We start from the raw sequence: 20,189 nt of genomic DNA on the forward strand, positions 1-20,189 counted from the left end.
AACCATTACGGATATTGACAGAGGTTGTTTGGTTAATCATTATTTACTAGTAAAATAACTCAGTTTTTTCAACATGAAGCATTACTGTGCATATAGATAAAGATATTTATAAAGAAATTCGCCCGTATAATGACGATGAAGTCAGTGGTGCGATTCAACGACTCATTGATGATAAAGATTTTATCAACGCTATTTTAAAGTACCGTTTTCCACATGCGTCAGGCATGTTTGGTTGGTTACTTATTCCCCTAATTAAACGTTTCCTTGTAAAGAAATGGTCAGGCATTAAATCGGTAAAAGATATTCAAAATCAAGTTGCCAAATATATGCAAGGAACAATCGAACACTCATGTGACGGTGTAACGTATACAGGTCTGGATAAATTAGACCCAAATAAGGCTTACTTATTTGTTTCTAACCATCGTGATATTGCGATGGATCCAGCAATGGTTAACTGGTGTTTATTTAAAGAAAACTTCAACACAGTACGTATTGCCATTGGTGATAACTTACTAAAGAAGCCTTGTGCCACAGAATTAATGCGTTTAAACAAAAGCTTTATTGTAAAACGTTCAGCAAAAGGCCCTAGAGAATTGATGAAGTCACTTGGACTTCTTTCAAGTTATATTTCTCATTCTTTAGAAACTGGAAATAATATTTGGATTGCTCAAAAAGAAGGGCGTGCCAAAGATGGTAACGATAAGACAGATCCTGCTATTTTAAAAATGTTCTTTATGCAAGGGCGTAAACAGAAAGTTCCATTTTCTGAGTTTATGAATAACTTAAGTATTGTCCCTGTTGCGATTTCTTATGAAAATGACCCTTGTGATGTGGCTAAAGCTGAAGAGCTTTATCAAAAAGCAACAACAGGTACCTATGAAAAAGGTGAGTTTGAAGACATCGAAAGCATAGTACAAGGTATTGTAGGGCAAAAGCGTCGTATTCATGTAAGCTTTGGTGATGTCATCCACAATTCACCAGAGACACCTGAAGAATTAGCCGTAGAAATTGATCGTCAAATTACTGAAAATTATCATTTATTCCCAGCCAATTACATTGCTGCGAATATCGATTCAGAAATAGTAACAGACGAAGAGAGAAACAAATTCGCGCAAAAACTTCAAAATCATAGTGATAGTGTTAATGATATTTTAAAGCAGATGTATGCATTGCCTGCTCTTAAAAAACAGCAATAACAGTCCATGTGATGACTACAAAACGGTGTCGATTTTTACGATTAGTAAGAAAAGGCATCGTTTTTAGTAGGTCCCCAAGTAAGGGTCATAGGTAACAATAATCGCTTTCGGTATGATTATTTCAGCACTATTTTTCCAATTATCATCGAAATCTTGATATAGCCTAGACTCTCCTTCAGAGATCAATAGCAGTTGAATCCTTTCTTCTTCAATATCGAATTGAAGTGCAATATAAGTTGCTATATTGAATAGCCGTTCGTAACCTAAATCTGTATTTATATGTTGAGTAATTACAGCATAGGTTTGCTGGTGATTTTTAAGAACATAGCCAAAATCATTCAACACTCTCTTAATATCAATAGTTAATTTATTACTGTTATCAATAAAATAAACAACATTGTACTTATCTTGGAGTTCAACGAGTAACGCTTGCTTTGGAATATATGCTTTAATATGCGCTGTGCTTGGCTCTATTGGATTGCTTCGGTCAAAGCTATGTAACGCATGAGCTGGAAGTGTGATTACTGAGACAGTCACTGAAATTGTTATTATCGTTATTAAATAGATGAACAATCTATTTGGAATAAAATAAGCAGAAAAAGATAACATAACATGCTCATTGTACTTGTTTTATTATTAGTTTAGTACAATGAACATTGTGAGAACCTAAATTACTGTTCTTGAGTTTGTTTATGATTATCTATGATTGGGTTGATATTTTTATACGGCGGTAGTGCCATACGTTCAGCCATAAAATCAATAAAACATCGGACTTTTGGCGCAAGATACTTACGTCTTGGGTATACAGCATAAATGGGTAATTCAACTGTTGTTTTCCAATCATTAAGTAACGTTATTAACTTATTCGTTTTAATCTCATCGGTTAAGAGATAGGTTGAGAGATAGGCAATACCTAAGCCACTTAACGCAGCATCAAGCACTGCAGGAGCATTATCAATACGATAATTACCATTTACTCGAATTGATTGTTTTAATCCATCTCGACCAAATTCCCAGTTTACATATTTACGCTCACGGCTTTGGTAAGTAATACAATTGTGTTGACGTAAATCACCAGGGACAATTGGTTCACCATGTTGTGCTATGTAATCAGGGGATGCTACAACGACAAATTCACATTTAGCGAGTTTTCTAGCTACCATTCCTTCAGGTGGATGTTCATGTATTGCAATCCAGCAATCAAAGCCTTCTTCTAAAAGGTTTGGGCGGTGATCAAATAAACTAATCTCAAGCTCTAATTCAGGGTTTTTCTTTTGAAATTCAGCTAACGCGGAAGTGATATGAATATTACCGAATGACTGGGCGATACCAATTCGTAATACGCCTGTTATTTCATTTCTATAGCCCGCAACCATGGCTTCTGCTTCACTAACAGTATCAATCAACTGTTGGCCATAATCTGCGTATTGCACACCAATTTCGGTTAATACAACAGTTCGAGTACTTCGTTGAACAAGCTGACAACCTAACCTTTCTTCTAAACATTTTATTTGTTTACTTACTTGAGACTTTGATATTCCCAAGCGTTCAGCAGCTTTCGTGAAATTTTGTTCATGACCTATAGCAGCCAGTATTACCATCTGTTGCAAATTATCTAGCATTTGGTATTCCAAGTTACACTGTCACTATGATTCTGCCGTGACAAAATAATCAATTAACACTATCTATACATTATGATTTTTTGGCTGATAAACATCAACTCTATGTATGAATATAAATAATAACTTACATCATTTTAAACGATTTAAATAATTCGTATGGAAACGATATGATAACGATATTGCTAATGGAGGAATGCATGTTTACCGTTTTTACTACCTTTTTATTATTGGGCTTATATAGCTTTGGCGGCCCAGCAGCACATATTGGTTTTTTTCAACGTTCTTTTGTACAAGAAAAAAAATGGATTTCTGATGATGATTTCACTCATGCTGTAGCGTTATGCCAATTTCTACCTGGTCCAGCAAGTAGCCAACTTGGTATGTATATTGGTTATAAGAAAGCGGGTTATTTAGGAGCCGTTGCCGCCTTTACTGGCTTTACTTTACCATCTTTTGCATTATTAACTGCGCTTGCCATTGTTAGCAGCAGTGTAACGTCTAACTCTGTTGTTGATAGCTTAATCATCGCAGCAAAACTACTTGCTGTTATCGTCGTTGCTGATGCGTTATGGGGAATGGCTAAAAAGAACTTAACCACAGCGCTAACTATGTCAGTGGCAGTGATTACTGCTATTTGGGTCTATTATAGTACAGGTCTACTTGGCCAAGTTTTACCTATATGTTTAGCGGCAGCTATTGGTTACGCATTGTCATATAAAACAGAGATTACACCAACAAAGAAACTAGCCACTAGCATAAAACCACACCTTGGCATTTTAGTTACGTTTGTTGTGTTGTTAGTAGGGTTACCCTTGTTAGCATCTTATAACAGCGGTATTAATTTATTTAATATCTTCTACCAAGCGGGTAGTTTTGTTTTTGGCGGTGGCCACGTTGTATTACCGCTTTTACAACCGATGATGGAAGGATTAGTAGGGGAGTCTACCTTTATTAATGCTTATGCTTCAGCACAGCTAGTGCCTGGGCCAATGTTCACTATGGCAAGTTATTTAGGGGCTTCAATAGACTCAATACACCCTGTATTGGGTAGCTTGATTGCAACCATTGCTGTGTTTTTACCGGAAAGTTTGTTACTTTTTGCATTTATTCCTGCATGGAAAGCGTTGTTTGAGCATCAACGTTTAAAACAATCAATCACTTTAGTTAATGCGTGTGTAGTTGGTTTATTAGCCAGCGCTTTTGTTAATCTTATTATTACCAGTGGGATGAAAACAGGATTAGATATAGTGACTGTTGTTCTTGGGTTTATTGCGTTTAAATACTTTAAATGCCCTATATGGTTATTAGCTACCTTGTTATTTTTAAGCCAATATTTCATTATTATTTAACTGAAATAAGACTTTAAATTTAAGGATCTGCATTTAGCAGATCCTTTTTTATAGGGTATAATAGAATAAAATCTAATGCACTATAACTTTTTGATCGAATAGAATAACAACTTACCAATCGAGAACTAATTGATGATTTTTAATAATCAATTCAGGTTTAGTAGATTTCAATAGCGCTTGCTTCATTTCCTTCTCATCTAGCTTATAGACAGGTTTGGTTGATAACACTTGACCAATGAGTGAGACAAATGGAGTAATAACCGGTTTGGTGAGCATATTATTAAACTTCTCCGGTTTTATTGCTAATGATTCAATATTTAAACCACGCAAATATATTGCCCCTTCATCTTGATTATAATAGGGGATTGCACTGAAATTTGCTTTAACAACAACATCTTGAGGTGCTTGGCCTGCAAGTTCTAGTTGCGCACTAGCAGTAGCATCTACACTTACGCGATTATCAGCGACACGACCAATACCAACATCTACTTTTTCAAGCTTACCTGTTGCGTAAGCTATACCTTGAATGCCAACAGAACGCTCAACATTCGTTTCTTTGTTTATGTAATTCTGCATCTCACTCTCAGTGACACCGTAACTACTACAGCCAGTAAAGAAGAAGGCAGAACTGACAATAATTAGAGCTTTTAAGCGCATAAAAAACCTTAAGAAAAATATATATGCTTTATTTATAGCCCATAATAACCAAAAAAAGCACGTAAACCTACGTGCTTTCTACTCTCAAACAAATATTAACTGTTAGCAAAAAAAACAGAAATATCATAGTTATCACGGCTAAGTGAATTTTTAAGTTTTGCTAATGAGGTAACTTGCAATTGCCGAATACGCTCTCTTGTAAGGCCCACTTCATCAGCAACTTCTTGCAAAGTCTGTGCTTCATAACCTAATAAACCAAATCTACGACATATGATTTCTTTATCTCTGTTATTTAAACAATTTAGCACGTTAGTTGTAATTTTTTGGATTGCTAAATCGTCAACGAGGTCATCAGGTTTGGCACTGTTTTCATCAGCAATTAATACAGCTATTGACTGGGAACTTGCTTCACTTGTAATAGATTGATCATACGAAACAATAGGGGTGTCATAAGAAAGTGTTGTAGATATATCATCAAGTGTTTTATTTAATACTTCAGCGACTAATTCTGTACTAGGTTCTTGATTGTTTTTCTTTACTAATTGTTTGTGTGTCCGAATAATGGTGTTGATTTCTTTTGATACATGAACAGGTAAACGTATCGTTCTTCCTTGATTATGTATTGCACGCTCTATCGTTTGTTTTATCCACCATGTAGCGTATGTTGAAAATCTAAATCCTTTTTCAGGATCAAATTTTTCAACTGCTGTCATTAATCCAATATTTCCTTCATCAATTAAATCACTTATATGTATGCTACTGCCTCGATATTTTTTTGCGATACTTACGACTAATCGTAAATTACTCTCAATTAAAACATTTTTACTGTAGGCATCACCGGATAAACTTTTCCGACTATATAGAATTTCATCATCTTTCGTTAAAAGTGGTTTTTCTGATATATCCTTGAGGTATAAATGAACAATATCTCCGCCATGTGAAAATTGCTCTTCTTTCTTATTCATATCCATACAAAGTCCTTTTATGTCAATTTGGTATCTATTGACATAGTATTTTTATAAGTAACGAGAATTACCCTACCATAAAGGAATTATCTGACAACTATTTTATGAGATTGTTATTATAATATTAAAATTATTTACATTTATAATAATTCAAACATGCCGGCATGATAATTTATTACAATGTCAATCTTTAATTTACAACCCAAAGATAGATTTAAACTATTAAAATACACATAATCATTTATGAAATCTAACCAACCACTAATAACCCCCCAAATGACATTGATTATCATTTGCAAAAGTATATGATGCAACTATCATTTAAGGAGTTAGCTATGGCCTCTACATCTATTTCTGTTAAGCCCGAGATGGCTACCTTCAGTTTAAAACTAAAGAAAAAACTATTACTTCTAGGCCCAGCATTTATTGCCGCTATTGGTTACATTGATCCAGGTAATTTTGCTACAAATATTGAAGCGGGATCTGCTTTTGGCTATCAACTATTATGGGTTGTGCTTTGGGCAAATTTAATGGCTATGTTTATTCAATATCTATCTGCAAAACTAGGCATTGTTACGGGTAAAAACCTCGCTGAACATTTACGTGACCATTTACCTAAGTGGGCGATAGGACCATATTGGATTCAAGCTGAAATTATAGCTATGGCAACTGATTTAGCTGAGTTTATTGGCGCAGCCGTTGGTTTCCAATTATTGTTTAGCATTACTTTAATGGAAGGGGCGATAATTACAGCCATAGTAACAATGGCTATTCTATTATTAAGTAATAAAAGCCAGAAACCATTAGAAGTTGTTATTGCTACATTATTATTAGTCGTTGCTGTTGTATACGTTATTGAGCTTTTCTTTGCTCATCCTGCTACTGGTGAGATGATAAAAGGTCTTGCTATTCCAACAATGAATAGTTCACATCAAATTTATTTAGCCGCAGGTATTTTAGGTGCAACAGTAATGCCGCATGTTATTTACTTACATTCGGCGCTATTCAAAAATACTTACGGTGAAACAAAAGCAAAAAGATTAAAATCAACACGTTTAGATGTACTCATTGCAATGGTCATTGCTGGCTTTGTGAATATTGCAATTGTGGCCATGGCGGCAGCCGTCTTCCATTACTCAGGTAATCAAGATATTGCAGAGATTGAAACCGCTTACAAAACATTGACACCACTTGTTGGACAAGCAGCTTCCACATTATTTGCCATTTCACTTATTGCATCAGGATTATCATCTACTGTTGTTGGTACAATGGCAGGGGATGTAGTAATGCAAGGTTTCGTAAAATTTAAAATTCCTTTGTTATTACGCCGTGTTGTTACAATGATCCCATCTTTTATTGTTATCGGACTTGCTATTAATACCACTGAGATTTTAGTAATGAGTCAAGTCGTTCTTAGTTTTGGTATTGCATTAGCTATTATACCGTTACTGATTTTCACCAATAATGAAAAACTAATGGGTGAGTTTAAAAATAACAAATACGTTAGTTATGCTGGTGTTGTTATTATTGCTCTTGTTGTTGCCTTGAATATATATTTAATGATGACACTTTCTTAAATTTCAAATTAAATCAGCACACGAAAAAAAACAAACTTTACTTGTTTGGTTTTTTACTCACAGTTTTTTTGTTTCATCAATAAATGCAGTGCTTTATTTTTATATTTAAGCTCTTTTTTAGCTTTCTCAGATGCAACGTTTAAGATCATTTTCGAGCGTTTTTCTAAGCTTTCCAATTTTGTTTTTAGACCACTGCAAGGTAAAACACTGTATTGATCTTTGTACTGTTTTACACTTTGAGCCTCCGAAGGGAAAGAGAGAAGCAAAATAAACGAAATTAATGAGCTGATGACACACATCTTCATGAAAAATTCTCCTGTCCATGGAGTATTATATTTAATAACGTTTTATTGCCATCATTTTATTTTGCAATAAATGCGAGTTAAATGGTTGTTTTATATAAAGATAAGACTATCAATTACATTATCTACTCGGAATAACCCCTTTTAAATCATCATCAGTACGTCTATCGTAGCGTTGAGTTGTCGTAATGCTACTATGTCCCATAAATTTACTGACTAACAATAAGTCGTAACCTGAACGCAAAAGGTTTGTTGCCACTGAATGTCGAAAATCATGGGGAGAAACAACACGAGAAAAACCCAACATATTGAGTTTTTTACATAAATCATTAAGTGTTTGTGTTGTTAATCGCATATAAGTCAATGATTGGTAACGATTAATAGTACAAAATAATGTGGGTAAATTAGGATTAAAATCTTTCAGGCGTACACCTAGCCATTTTGCCATTGCGTTATATAAATCACTATTTCGAGAGAAAGGAACATAACGTTCTTTATTACCTTTACCTACAACACGTAGTTGGCACCGATTCATATCAATATCAAACGAATTTACATTTATTACTTCTGCTCGTCGTAATCCCGCTTCATACATTAACCAAAAAATAGCGTTATCTCTCAATGCTTTAACTTTATTCTTTTGATTAAGCGTAATTGCTGAAATATGATCTAATTCACTATAGCTAAGGTATCTGCCACTAGATTGACGAGAGCCCCTCGGTAATTTGATTGCTTTTATACGTTCTAAAGTTTCAACTGAGATTAACTCAGCAAGCCAAGCATGCTGAGCAACACCGCGTAACATTCGAAGTAAATTATCAGCGGTTGCTGGCGCATACGTTTTTTTGCGATCACTGCTTTGGTTATCTATTCGATCACTTAAAAATGATTGTATCGTTGATTGAAGAATAGGGGCATATAAAATGCGACTCCAATCAAAACGCTCGACACAACTTCGAATACAAAAACAACTAAATGCCTCTAACATCACTTCAGATTGTTTAGATAATTCAAACGAATAGTCCTGAGATAAAATGGGTTGAAGCCAACCATTTTCTATCATGGTTTTATTAAAACAACCAAGATCAAAAACCGCAACACGATCTTTAAATTCAATTACACATGAGTCAGGTAAGCTCTGCTCACATCTAAGAACTTCAGCTACATTCAATAAAGCATTAAGTAGAGGCTTTACTTGTAAGTTCTTTATTGGTTGATTAACACTGAAATAATGATTTTTCATTTTTGCTTTTTGTTTAGCACGAGCAATTAGAAATGATTTAATTGCATCAATAAGTTTTTTTTGGTCATTAAATAGTTTAATCCAATCAATAAGTTGAAAGCTATTTCCCAGTATATATCGTGCAAGCCTTTCAAGGGTATAACGCGCATTAGCTTGACCACCAGTGGTGTCAGTCGCAGATAATGAATATACATAAGATAACGCAGGATTAGTCGAGGCATAATTTATATGACTGATGCGTTCTGCTAAATGTGTTTGCTGGCGTAACGATGTTGTTCTTAAACTTGCGGTTCTTGGATCGATAGGGAATTTATTCTGCATTACAAAGTTTTTTTAGATCTGCTATAAGAGATATTATATAAGACTGAGTTTTAATTACTATATAAAACTGTAACTTAGCGGGAATATCTCGATCAACTAAGATCATCAATACAATGATGTACTGGCAGTTTTATCGCTATTTTTTCTTAGCCATATTTTAAATAACCAAAGTAATTCCTTCGTTAATGTATAAATCCTTAAAATGTTACCCTGTCACTACGTAGTAAACTTAATACTATTAAAGAGAAAGTAATTTCTTATAATTATAGTAATGGGGATAAAAGGATGTAGGTATGAAATTGTTGAAGAGAGTTATTTGGCTTTGTTGCATTTTTTCTACTTCAGTAAGTGCAACTAATATCTATCTCAAGCAATTTAATGAAATTGATATGAGCCTTAACAATTTAGTGTTGGATATAAATTGCGGAAAATTACCGTCAATATCCTTTACGGGTGATGAACTCGAAAAGGTGAAGTTACAAGTGAATGATGCGACACTTAAATTATATCCTTCAGAAACAGCGAACCCTAAGGTTAACATTACCGCTCAGGTTATTGTTTCTAAACCTTTGACTAAAATTGATATCGCTAATCATGCAAAGGTAAATATTGATGGATGTGCATTAGATGACACTAAATTCAGCGCTATTGTATCGAATAAAAGTTATGCCGAACTTCATGGTTCAACAACTAATCTCGATATTACAGCAACAAACAATGCACATGTTAAAGTCGGCATTATTGCTGAAAAAGTTATTGTTAATGCCTTTCAATCATCATCTATTGATATAAATAAACCCATTGGGGTTTTAAATGTGTCGCTAGCGGCTGATTCTTTATTTTCTCTATCTTCAGGAGTAAACCATGTTGAAGTAAACATGAAAGAGGAGTCAATTGCCACTATTTGTAATACTTCGAACAGTACAATAAATGGTTCGATAGAAGATGATTCATCGATCACAATAAATAAAGCAGCAGAATCGACAATTGTAGCTAGTGATAATAGTAAAATAACTTATTGTTATCAGAACTGACGTTTTATACTAAATATGTAATGATAGTCTCAATTAGATAAGGGCCGATCATGACAATATATACAGTAACGTTTTCAGTTAATAATAAACTTTCAATCGCGGAAAATATAATCGAATATGTACAAAGCCATGAGGATAAATTTTCTCCCACTTTGTTCACTAAGCATGATCAACAGGATCTTCGATATCAATTTGCTACAGCGAGTCTAAATGTTGATATGGTAGAAATGGCACAAGATTCAAAAAGTGGTGTGATCACCGTAAGTTACGGCATTCATTTCTTCTGGCCCTGTAATAACCAAGATGAAATTGATAACTATAAAGAAACATTAAACTTTGTAGTAAGAGAAGAAAAAGTTACGATTGAACTTGTTGAACATGAGCCATGGATTGTGCTGTAAGCAAAACAGCCACTCGGAAGAATGGCTGTTTTTAATGACATACAATTTATTCGTCACTTTCAAAACCAAATACACGATCTTGGATATACACCATATCGCAATCAGTTTTGTATAAAACACTATGTATTCTGTTAGCCTGAATATAACCCGTTTGACCTGTAGATAGAGTTACTTCATCACCATCTTTGACAAGTTCACCATCTTTCTTTACGTAAAACTGAATAACAATTTCACCTTTGACTATGATCGACATATCATCATTGGGATGATGATGCGGTGCTTCAAACGTACCGGCTTTCCAACGTTCAAGTAAAGCTGTTACACAGTTTTCATTCTTTTCATCTGTATCTCGGAAACTAAAACCTGGCATTTCAGGCTCTTTTGTAAAATCAGACCAGACATTCTTAGAAACAAAATCACACATAATAAAATCATTTAACTATCAGAACGTAGCGTTATTATAGGTGAAGAAAATTATTTTATAGATAGCTAAAAAAGAAAGATAAAGAACCAAATTGACGTGCTAAAAAATCAGTTTAAGAATATAATGTCTTAATTAATATATATCGTGATCGTTGTATAACCAATCGTCCGCTTCATCAAACATATCCTGAAGCAATGCTTCAACGCGTACTTTATCATCAGAAAAACCACTAAGTACTGTTAGATTATTTCCACCACCAAGACGTACACGAATATTAGCATCCGGCCAGATCATTAATACTCTTCGGTTAAATTCATCATCAATCTTTGAAAAATGAACATCAGATAGGTTTAGTTTGTTAAGCATTAATTCAATACGCATATAGTAATCACATCCAACTGTATATAACAATACTGATTTTATAAACAGCATTACATAACATCAATTCAAGATTTGAATCGTTGTAATTAGTTGTATTAATTAATACTGATACTTAATAACAACATAGATATTTGTAACATCTTTAACGATAATTAATCAAAATAACGTTCATATAATATCGATATAAAGCCATTCATCAATCAACACTGAAAAAACCAACATACAGTTTTAACAATAAGTATCAAAAATAAATGATAAAAAAGAAATATTGAAACTTAGTGTTATGTTATATGGTAAAAATAGTTCTATTATGATTCCAACAACAAATAATAGGACATATAAAATGACAACTTTTACATTACACAGCCAAGACATTGCTGAAGGTCAACTAAAAGACAAACGTTTTTCATTTAACAGTTTCGGACACGACGGTGATAACGTTTCTCCGCAATTATCATGGGAGAACGCGCCTGAAGGAACAAAAAGTTTTGCCATAACTTGCTTTGATCCAGATGCTCCAACAGAATGTGGTTTCTGGCACTGGCAAGTCATCAATATTCCAGTATCAACAACATCAGTCGAGCAGGGCGCATCAGGTAAACTTTCAGCCAGTTTAGAAATGCGTAATGACTATGGATTTAATGGTTACGGCGGTGCTTGTCCTCCTGAAGGTCACGGTATGCATCGTTACCAATTTACAGTATGGGCACTGCCAGTAGAAAAACTTGAAGTGCCTGATGACGCATCATGTGCATTAGTTAGCTTTATACTGAACGCAACAGCATTGGGTAAATCAACGATCACCCCAACATATGTTAGATAAATAACGCTTATATAAATCATTATTAAGATAAACCTTGTGTCTATTTATTGTGTATCATCAATAACCAGTCACAAGGTTTATAAAAAGAAATCATGTCAGGCATAATCAAACTAAATTATTACAATGGTAAGCAACCGCAGTACCTACGTAATGTACCTATTATTTATCCTTCAATTTTCTGGATTCAACAGGGATATAAAGAGCTGCATTGGCAAAATGACTGGATCCCTTTCAATAGTAATAACTGGTTATTGGCACATGGCCATACATCATTAACCTTTATCAATAACCCTAATCAAACCCGATTTTTCTCAACCCAGCTGAGCTTTTTGATCCGTCCAACAGATGAGCAAATCAAACGATCACAAGATAATCAAAAAGAAGGTTTAACACCTGAATATAGCCTAGATGATATGGCGAAATACTTATGGCATAGCATTATAACAATGCCGAAGGATATTGAGCCGAATGTGCAAACACATATCGTTAATGCATTATTTGAGCACCTTGCTAACAATGGTTATCTTCATCAGTTATTTTCAATGCGAAATTTGAGCTGGCGAGATAAGTTAACCCAATATTTTAACGATGATCCCAAAGCTAATCACTCAATTGAATCGGTATGTGATCATTTCGGGTTAAGTAAATCGACATTAATTAGGCGTTTAAAAGACGAGAATACTCAATTTAGGGATGTGTTAGCAGAGCTCAGAATGGGGTATGCATTAAGTTTAATTCAAACTAAGCCATATTCACAAATAGAACTAGCGCATTTATGTGGATACAAATCAGAAGCTCGATTTGCACAACGTTTTCAACATCAATTTGGATTGAGTCTAAAACAATATCAAAAAACATTTGAATATCATTAAGATAATACCATTAGCTTATTTTAGCCATAATGGTATTTATCTTTATAACCAATAATATAAATCCTTTAACGGATAAATAATTTTTCTAATTGCAATGCAATTGCATCAGCTAGTTGGTGCGTTGAAATATTCCGTTCCACAGTATGCAGTGGCATACTCCCTGACTCTATCACACTTAACCAATCAGAAATCATCACATCAAAACCTTTGGTTGCTAACATCGGCATCCAATCTTCTGATGTTAAAATTCTTTCTTCGTTATTTAACCAACGTTGGCCACGCATAAACGAAGTAAATTGGTAAGACTGGTTATGATAAGTGGCAGAAACACATTCATTAGTAATGCCATTTAAGCGATTCATCGAAGCATGTAGCAAACATTGTCCTGATTGCCATTGCACATCAACACGTGAAAGCTGATCGCCAAACATTTGATGAGTAACATAGACATCATCGAGTGTCGATTTAGTATTTAGATTTACGCTATCAAGTGCATGAATAAAATCATCGAAGATAAAGGAGTGAATATCACCAACAAGATTATGGCGATTTTTCTCCCAACGCAGTGAATGTAATTCACCAATATTACCGGAAGCTAATTCTGGTAGATGTTTGTTAAATAGAGGAATGTGACGGCGGTTAAAACCGACATAAAGTGGGGTATTATGCTGTTCTGCAAGTTCGTAAAGACGTTCAACTTGCTCAGCATTATCAACTAATGGTTTATCAACAAAAGTAGGAATACCTTGCTTTATACACCAATACGCTATGTCATAATGAATATGCGTTGCTGCGTGGATCATCACCGCATCAATATTCTTTTTATTTAATTGACGATAATCATCAAAACAGCAAGTTACACCGTGTTGATCTGCCAATGCATTTAAAACGGTAGGATTGCGTGTACAAAAAATTAATTCTACATTTTTAAGTTGCGTCATAATTGGAAGATACGCCTTTTGAGCGATATCACCTAACCCAACAATTCCTATTCGCATTTTTTACCCTTACGTATTGGTTTTATTAACCGAAATGCTTTATATCTCAAAGAAGCTGAAGCTAGGCTTAAGACACTCAATTTAATGGTGTTTATTATCAGAGCTCTCTTGCTTTAAAGTAGGATCATCATACTTTTGCATTCGCTCATTAAATTTATCTTCTCGTTTATGATAGATAGATTGTAATGAAATTAAACAGATAATACAGCTTGCCACACATTTTAAAAGGGAAATAATAATGCAATGGGGCAGTGTGTTTGTCCGATTTAACGTTAGATATAATAACTCGCAAGTATAAACAATAGTAGAAACTAACGACGCGTAAAAAAAGATTTTGTTTGTTGCTATGGGCATCTTCACTATAATAACTCTGTTTAATATGCTGCTATGTATAAAAAGTAACATAATACCCCAGGAGAATAACAGCAACGGCGTAATTATTTTATAAATTAATTACATATAGTAACGATTTTATACATTAAGTCCAATTTTTAAACAGAGAATAGATCGTAAAACAATCAAATGCTAAACAACCGTTAGCAAAGTTATGAAGCCCTTTCCTATATATAATGTAAAGTTATTATTCATATAGATACTATATGGTTACCTTTGTGTCGTATAGCTTCGTTACAAGGTAGGTTTAGTTATGAAAACACGCTATATCACGGTTGTTCTAGAAATACGCTCACACAAAATGTTTCCATCCTTAACCATGTTTCTTACACAGCTAGATATCTGTCGCGACGATTTTCAACCGAATGAATATGACCTGTTTTGGACAAGAAACCTCTTGTGATAACCCCAATTATTGCATCGAATAACACAGCCATGGTTGAACGTTATTGCCTAATCAATTCAAACAGGAATGGGATGAAATTGAACATAAATACTCAATACCATGAAGCATCTTCATAACATTTGGCATTTATCGAGATATTAAGCCCTAGCATCATTAAACGACTCGCTGAATTAAAACTTAGCTTTGGCTTGACACTTTATTCTGTAAATTATTTAAATTAGGGGTTTATAAATAAAATGAGCAACATAGAACATTATTTTAATCAATGAGACGATACAAATAGGTATAGTGGGATCATAGTTTCCAAAATATAGCCGTTTTATTTAGCACATTTATCATGTTCAATACGCAATACTATTATTTGTAGATTATTCTATTTACACAGTTTTTGGGATAGCACATGCTTTCAGTATTCAACGCAGCAGAAATGTTCTCACTTATTCTTACTCTCGCGACTTTAATAACAGGTATTGTTTTCGCGTTAGATAAATTCGTGTGGCAACCTAAACGAGAAGAGGTTAAAGAGGAGAGCACATCAGGTTGGGTAGCTCAAGCACGCTCAATGTTTCCGGTGTTATTTGCTATTTTAATTATTCGATCATTTGTTATCGAACCTTTTCAAATTCCAAGTGGCTCTATGCAGCCAACATTGGTACCTGGTGACTTTATTGGGGTAGAAAAGTTCGCTTATGGCCTACGTGATCCTATTTTTCACAAAACCTTAATACCAACAGGTAAACCACAACGTGGTGACATTACAGTATTTATTGATCCATCAAATCCGAAAATTGATCTAATCAAACGTGTAGTTGGTTTACCGGGTGATACTATTATTTACCAAAACAAAACCCTTTATATCAAGCCTGCTTGTAATGGACAGAAAGTATGTCCAGTCGCACAGGAAATACCAAAACAATATGTTGGCTTAACTAATTTCAAAGAATTAGGCACACAGTTAAACGAATATAAAGAAGAGCTGGGTAAAGTAACTCACCACATTCTGCGTGATCCAGCGCTACCAGAGCAAATTAACCGTTATTACCAACAACCAGGACAACCAATGGGTGTGTGGGTAGTGCCAAAGGGTCATTACTTTGCGATGGGCGACAACCGAGATAATAGCTTAGATAGCCGTTACTGGGGCTTTATGCCGGAGCAGAACTTAGTGGGCAAAGCGACCTTTATTTGGATTAGCTTTACTTTCAACCATAACCCAGACTCAATGTGGCCACACTGGTTACCTAATGGCGTTCGCTTCAACCGTATCGGTAGCATTCATTAGATCACTAATCAGGCAATAAGATAAAACCAAAAAAACCGACATGCTAACAACATGTCGGTTTTTTACTGGCTATATTTCGCTGTCATTCGAAATAGGTAATCATGATTAAGCCATATTTATCAGATTCGTTTTTCGTGACCCAATGCTCCCCACTTGCGGGGGCAGAATCTAATGTGTACATGTAGAAATCCACACCTTTATCACCAAGCATAGTTTTAAAATAAGTCGCTTGTTTACGATGACTTAAATCTGTAAAAGGGAATTACTTTGCTGTTTTATCATCTTCAGCCCAGCTATGAACACCTACTTGTTTAGTTCGCTCAATATTTGTCACTGGCTGAGCTATTTCTAAATAGCGTTCCTCACCAGCGGCAAATAAATCAGTCCCGCCAGAGAATACAGAACCATTGCGAGTAACCATTGTGGCCATATGATTATCTCGAATCATCAAACCGGTATAAATATTGATATCATCATCCATACTGCCACCAATATGATTATCAAACTTTATCAACATATCCTGACCGTAATAGTCTTCAACAATTTTAGATAATTGCTGATATGTAGTTAAACCTAATGATGAAAGATTAAGATCACGTTCTATAATATCTTCATGACCTTTTAAAATATCGTTATAAAAATCTTTAAATGCAAATGATGTTATAATATCAATATTGTCACTATAATATTCAACCGATAATAACGTTGAACCAATCATAGGTAACTCTTCTATCTTATCGTTATCATAAGTTAACATGACATTATGCATACTTGGTGCTGATGTTGATTGAATAAAGGTTGTACTATCATCTGGCACGGGTTTATTAATCTCACCACAGTCAAAGACTTCTTTGTACATGTCTTCTTTATAAATAATACACTGAGCGTCTTCACTAAAATCAATCATTAAATCAATATTGTAATCGTGATTATTTGCTAATTTCACAACCATTATGTCGTCACTCACTGGGTGTGCGAACTTAACACGATTATAAACTGTACCGTCAAAAGTAAGATCAATACTATTAAGATATTCTTTACGATGATTTACAAGCTGTGTAATTTCTTCAGTATTAAAATTATAATCTGCCGCTGGCTTAGTGATTTGTTTAGTAATTGTTGTTTCGCTATCTGAACCTGAACCCGAGTTGCAACCGGCAAGTACGATAAACGATGATGCGAATAATAGTTTTCTATAAGAAGTCATTTAAACTCTCTATATTTGTTCGGTGTTTTCTGGAATGTGCTCAGTTTATGGAAATCCGTCTTTTTCGTCTAAACCATCACCACATAAAAACCAAACCAAAACCAAACTTTAAAGTAACTTATTGATATAAAATAAATAATTGAGAAATATAAAAGCAATAAATCTAAAAGCCAATAAGTAATAATTACCTCTACCACACTCAATATAGTTACGGTGTCACTTTTATCAGGCGTCTCTTACTGGATAATTTTGAAATTATCCACATTAAATTAAGGGTATAAAAAAGCCTGTATTAATAGCTTTAGTACAGGCAAAGGATAGTAGAGTAAATTATAAATAGATTATCAAAGAAAGGGGGTTAATAAACTTCTACGTCATATTTTTTTAACTGCTCAATGTTTTCAACTACAATTGCTGTGCCGCCGGTATAAGGAGATCCCCAAGAAAAAGCAGTAACAGTAAGACCACCATATAAATCAAGAATGGCATTAGCAACGATTTTTCTCGCTTCTTCTGCTAATAGTGGATATAACGTCACAACACTGTCATAACCATATCTAGCATTGGCTTTTACTTTACCTAATTCTGTGTATTTTACATTGGTTATAAAATCAGAATTAATAATATAAATCCGTCCTTTAGTTTGCTGACTAATAGGTAAATCAGGCACATTAGATGAAGATACATTACTACAACCACTCATAATTAGACTTAATGATAGTGTTAATAAAATACGTTTTATATTCATGAAAAATACGATTTAAGAATTGATACCATGAATATAAATCTAAATTAGAGAAATAAATAAACCAAAACCAAATGCTTTTAAAATATATCAATCGTGCATGATGATAATAATCACAGAGTAAGCTAGCTCTGACATCTATACTTAACCACCAAGAATAAAGTAGGGGACAAGCGTTAGTTTAATATGCTGATATGTAACCCCACAATAGTGACACTCAAGACCTTTAAACAAATCATCTATTGAATATTTTTATCATCAAAATAAAAAACATTGATTTATTAAAGATTAACGGATAACACAATAAAACACCGTTCAAATAAAAGTGAAGTTAGCCGTTTATGAAAAAGTTTATCATTCCATCTTTATTCCTTGCTCTTACTGGTTGTGCTGCACAAACAGGCGTTGTTACACCTAAAGAGAATTCTTATACAGTAGAAGCAACAGGTAGCAGTGAGCAAGAGGCAAAACAAATTGCAAACGCGACTGCAAACAAAACATGTAAAGATTTAGGTAAATCGTTCTATGTGATTTCTGAAAACAGCAATTTCGATCATGCCATAGATGCGAAAACAACTGAGCTTGCAAATACGGCGAGTAAGTTTTTCTTAGGTGATGATGTACTAAATTCAGAACATAAAGTTATGATGGAATTTAACTGTAAATAACTCACTTTTACATCATACTTGATTTTAAAAGGGCATATACCTCTACGTATATGTCCTTTTTTATGTTTAAACAATAGTACGATTAGCGTTATAAATGTTGTTTATCAATTTCTTCTATTAAACCTTATAAAAGATATTGATATATACCCCTATTTTTAGTTGGTTTATGTCACACATTGACTTAGTTATACTGCGCCAGTTTTAAAATCACTATTATAAATAGAATACATTAAGCACTGGATTTACGCTCCAGCTCGCAGAAGGAAAAAACATGTCTCAATACGTTGTATGTGCGCTGTATAAATTTGTCGCATTAGATAACTACCAAGAAATTCGTCAACCATTAACTGAATTACTCGAAGCCAATCACATTCGCGGCACATTGCTTCTTGCCAGTGAAGGGCTCAATGGCACCGTAGCCGGTAAACGAGCGTCTATTGATGCGTTATTAGCCTGGTTTAAACAAGATCCACGTTTAGCCGATGTTGTTTACAAAGAATCGTTTAATACAGAGCAACCATTTAACCGCACCAAAGTAAAACTTAAGAAAGAAATCGTTACTATGGGTGTAGAGGGAATCGATCCTCGCCATGTCGTTGGAACCTACGTAAAGCCTAACGAATGGAACGCATTAATTTCAGATCCTGATGTAGTTCTGGTTGATACCCGTAACGATTACGAAGTCGATATTGGTACATTCAAAAACGCCGTAAATCCAAATACAGAAACGTTCCGTGAATTCCCACAATACGTGAAAGACAACCTCGATCCTAACAAACACAAAAAGGTTGCGATGTTCTGTACTGGCGGTATTCGTTGTGAAAAATCAACTGCATACATGAAAGAGCAAGGGTTTGAAGAAGTCTATCACCTTGAAGGCGGGATTCTTAAATACCTTGAAGAAGTACCACAAGAAGAAAGCATGTGGGAAGGCGACTGCTATGTGTTTGATGGGCGAGTTGCTGTTAACCACCAACTAGAAAAAAGTGATTACGATGTGTGTAATGCCTGTCGATTACCAATCACACAAGAAGAGCAATTATCAGAGCATTTTGAAAAAGGCGTAAGTTGTCCAAAATGTATTGATAAACACAGCGATGAGCAAAAAAACCGTTTCCGAGAACGTGAAAAACAAGTGCAGTTAGCGAATGCGCGTGGCGAAACCCATGTCGGCGGTGATGCAGCTCAACTGATAGAACAACGTAAAAAAGCCAAATTGGCCCATAAAGAGCAGCAACGAGCGGCTAAAAAGTAAGATACAAACGATATCTGCTTTCAAATAATTAAACACAAAAGGAATAGACAGCCGTTTATTCCTTTTTT

General features: G+C 34.5%; 20 protein-coding genes and 1 pseudogene. 10 read left to right on the plus strand and 11 right to left on the minus strand.

Annotated features, from left to right (window positions below; translation table 11 throughout):
• The first annotated feature begins 86 nt into the window (after nucleotides 1-86).
• Nucleotides 87-1,196, plus strand: a complete 1,110-nt coding sequence (locus SKA34_RS08855) for a 1-acyl-sn-glycerol-3-phosphate acyltransferase (protein WP_006645173.1) — start codon at nucleotides 87-89, stop codon at nucleotides 1,194-1,196.
• A 63-nt stretch (nucleotides 1,197-1,259) separates the two neighbouring features.
• Here SKA34_RS08855 and SKA34_RS08860 read toward each other — a convergent pair whose 3' ends face one another.
• Both SKA34_RS08860 and SKA34_RS08865 read right to left on the minus strand, forming a co-directional pair.
• A complete protein-coding gene (locus SKA34_RS08860; RefSeq protein ID WP_006645174.1) occupies nucleotides 1,260-1,805 on the minus strand; it encodes a hypothetical protein in 546 nt (181 codons plus the stop codon).
• Between the two features lie 62 nt (nucleotides 1,806-1,867).
• Complete coding sequence (locus SKA34_RS08865) at nucleotides 1,868-2,818, minus strand: LysR family transcriptional regulator (RefSeq protein ID WP_006645175.1); 951 nt, start codon at nucleotides 2,816-2,818, stop codon at nucleotides 1,868-1,870.
• Between the two features lie 197 nt (nucleotides 2,819-3,015).
• Between SKA34_RS08865 and chrA the strand changes: the two genes are divergently transcribed.
• On the plus strand, nucleotides 3,016-4,167 hold the full coding sequence (gene chrA / locus SKA34_RS08870) for a chromate efflux transporter (RefSeq protein WP_006645176.1): 1,152 nt from the start codon (nucleotides 3,016-3,018) through the stop codon (nucleotides 4,165-4,167).
• Between the two features lie 111 nt (nucleotides 4,168-4,278).
• Here the strand turns inward: chrA and SKA34_RS08875 are convergent, their stop codons facing one another.
• Nucleotides 4,279-4,824: a DUF1439 domain-containing protein gene (locus tag SKA34_RS08875; protein ID WP_006645177.1), complete on the minus strand. Its 546-nt coding sequence runs from the start codon at nucleotides 4,822-4,824 to the stop codon at nucleotides 4,279-4,281.
• Between the two features lie 95 nt (nucleotides 4,825-4,919).
• Nucleotides 4,920-5,795 carry an RNA polymerase sigma factor RpoS gene (gene rpoS, locus SKA34_RS08880; protein ID WP_006645178.1) on the minus strand — a complete coding sequence of 292 codons (876 nt, stop codon included), beginning with the start codon at nucleotides 5,793-5,795 and terminating at the stop codon, nucleotides 4,920-4,922.
• A 329-nt stretch (nucleotides 5,796-6,124) separates the two neighbouring features.
• On the opposite strand from rpoS, the gene SKA34_RS08885 reads away from it, so the two are divergent.
• Entirely contained in the window at nucleotides 6,125-7,366 is a 1,242-nt protein-coding gene (locus tag SKA34_RS08885) for an Nramp family divalent metal transporter (RefSeq protein ID WP_006645179.1), read from the plus strand.
• A gap of 53 nt (nucleotides 7,367-7,419) precedes the next feature.
• Here SKA34_RS08885 and SKA34_RS08890 read toward each other — a convergent pair whose 3' ends face one another.
• Nucleotides 7,420-7,671: a hypothetical protein gene (locus SKA34_RS08890; protein WP_006645180.1), complete on the minus strand. Its 252-nt coding sequence runs from the start codon at nucleotides 7,669-7,671 to the stop codon at nucleotides 7,420-7,422.
• A 118-nt stretch (nucleotides 7,672-7,789) separates the two neighbouring features.
• Complete coding sequence (locus SKA34_RS08895; RefSeq protein ID WP_006645181.1) at nucleotides 7,790-9,232, minus strand: tyrosine-type recombinase/integrase; 1,443 nt, start codon at nucleotides 9,230-9,232, stop codon at nucleotides 7,790-7,792.
• A 293-nt stretch (nucleotides 9,233-9,525) separates the two neighbouring features.
• Between SKA34_RS08895 and SKA34_RS08900 the strand changes: the two genes are divergently transcribed.
• Together SKA34_RS08900 and SKA34_RS08905 are read left to right on the plus strand one after the other, a co-directional pair.
• A complete protein-coding gene (locus tag SKA34_RS08900; protein WP_039859889.1) occupies nucleotides 9,526-10,266 on the plus strand; it encodes a GIN domain-containing protein in 741 nt (246 codons plus the stop codon).
• 50 nt (nucleotides 10,267-10,316) lie between these two features.
• The gene (locus SKA34_RS08905) at nucleotides 10,317-10,667 is read left to right on the plus strand and encodes a hypothetical protein (RefSeq protein WP_006645182.1); all 351 of its coding nucleotides are present in this window, start codon (nucleotides 10,317-10,319) and stop codon (nucleotides 10,665-10,667) included.
• A 46-nt stretch (nucleotides 10,668-10,713) separates the two neighbouring features.
• On the opposite strand, the gene SKA34_RS08910 is transcribed toward SKA34_RS08905, so the two are convergent.
• Together SKA34_RS08910 and SKA34_RS08915 are read right to left on the minus strand one after the other, a co-directional pair.
• Nucleotides 10,714-11,091, minus strand: coding sequence for a cupin domain-containing protein (locus SKA34_RS08910; protein ID WP_006645183.1), 378 nt, complete (start codon nucleotides 11,089-11,091; stop codon nucleotides 10,714-10,716).
• Nucleotides 11,092-11,223: 132 nt separating this feature from the next.
• Nucleotides 11,224-11,472, minus strand: coding sequence for a DinI-like family protein (locus SKA34_RS08915; protein WP_006645184.1), 249 nt, complete (start codon nucleotides 11,470-11,472; stop codon nucleotides 11,224-11,226).
• Nucleotides 11,473-11,815: 343 nt separating this feature from the next.
• Between SKA34_RS08915 and SKA34_RS08920 the strand changes: the two genes are divergently transcribed.
• Nucleotides 11,816-12,295 carry a YbhB/YbcL family Raf kinase inhibitor-like protein gene (locus SKA34_RS08920; protein WP_006645185.1) on the plus strand — a complete coding sequence of 160 codons (480 nt, stop codon included), beginning with the start codon at nucleotides 11,816-11,818 and terminating at the stop codon, nucleotides 12,293-12,295.
• A 92-nt stretch (nucleotides 12,296-12,387) separates the two neighbouring features.
• Entirely contained in the window at nucleotides 12,388-13,167 is a 780-nt protein-coding gene (locus tag SKA34_RS08925) for a helix-turn-helix transcriptional regulator (protein WP_006645186.1), read from the plus strand.
• A gap of 65 nt (nucleotides 13,168-13,232) precedes the next feature.
• Here the strand turns inward: SKA34_RS08925 and SKA34_RS08930 are convergent, their stop codons facing one another.
• The gene (locus SKA34_RS08930; RefSeq protein ID WP_006645187.1) at nucleotides 13,233-14,165 is read right to left on the minus strand and encodes a Gfo/Idh/MocA family protein; all 933 of its coding nucleotides are present in this window, start codon (nucleotides 14,163-14,165) and stop codon (nucleotides 13,233-13,235) included.
• 1,199 nt (nucleotides 14,166-15,364) lie between these two features.
• On the opposite strand from SKA34_RS08930, the gene lepB reads away from it, so the two are divergent.
• Entirely contained in the window at nucleotides 15,365-16,246 is an 882-nt protein-coding gene (gene lepB / locus SKA34_RS08935) for a signal peptidase I (RefSeq protein ID WP_006645188.1), read from the plus strand.
• An 82-nt stretch (nucleotides 16,247-16,328) separates the two neighbouring features.
• On the opposite strand, the pseudogene SKA34_RS08940 reads toward lepB, so the two are convergent.
• Nucleotides 16,329-17,453: pseudogene (locus tag SKA34_RS08940) on the minus strand (alpha/beta hydrolase).
• Between the two features lie 358 nt (nucleotides 17,454-17,811).
• The gene (locus SKA34_RS08945; RefSeq protein ID WP_006645191.1) at nucleotides 17,812-18,201 is read right to left on the minus strand and encodes a hypothetical protein; all 390 of its coding nucleotides are present in this window, start codon (nucleotides 18,199-18,201) and stop codon (nucleotides 17,812-17,814) included.
• Nucleotides 18,202-18,539: 338 nt separating this feature from the next.
• Here SKA34_RS08945 and SKA34_RS08950 point away from each other — a divergent pair, with 338 nt between their 5' ends.
• Both SKA34_RS08950 and SKA34_RS08955 read left to right on the plus strand, forming a co-directional pair.
• On the plus strand, nucleotides 18,540-18,866 hold the full coding sequence (locus SKA34_RS08950) for a hypothetical protein (protein ID WP_006645192.1): 327 nt from the start codon (nucleotides 18,540-18,542) through the stop codon (nucleotides 18,864-18,866).
• Nucleotides 18,867-19,137: 271 nt separating this feature from the next.
• A complete protein-coding gene (locus SKA34_RS08955; protein ID WP_006645193.1) occupies nucleotides 19,138-20,121 on the plus strand; it encodes a rhodanese-related sulfurtransferase in 984 nt (327 codons plus the stop codon).
• The last annotated feature ends 68 nt before the right edge of the window (nucleotides 20,122-20,189 follow it).

Source organism: Photobacterium sp. SKA34, assembly GCF_000153325.1.
GTDB lineage: Bacteria > Pseudomonadota > Gammaproteobacteria > Enterobacterales > Vibrionaceae > Photobacterium.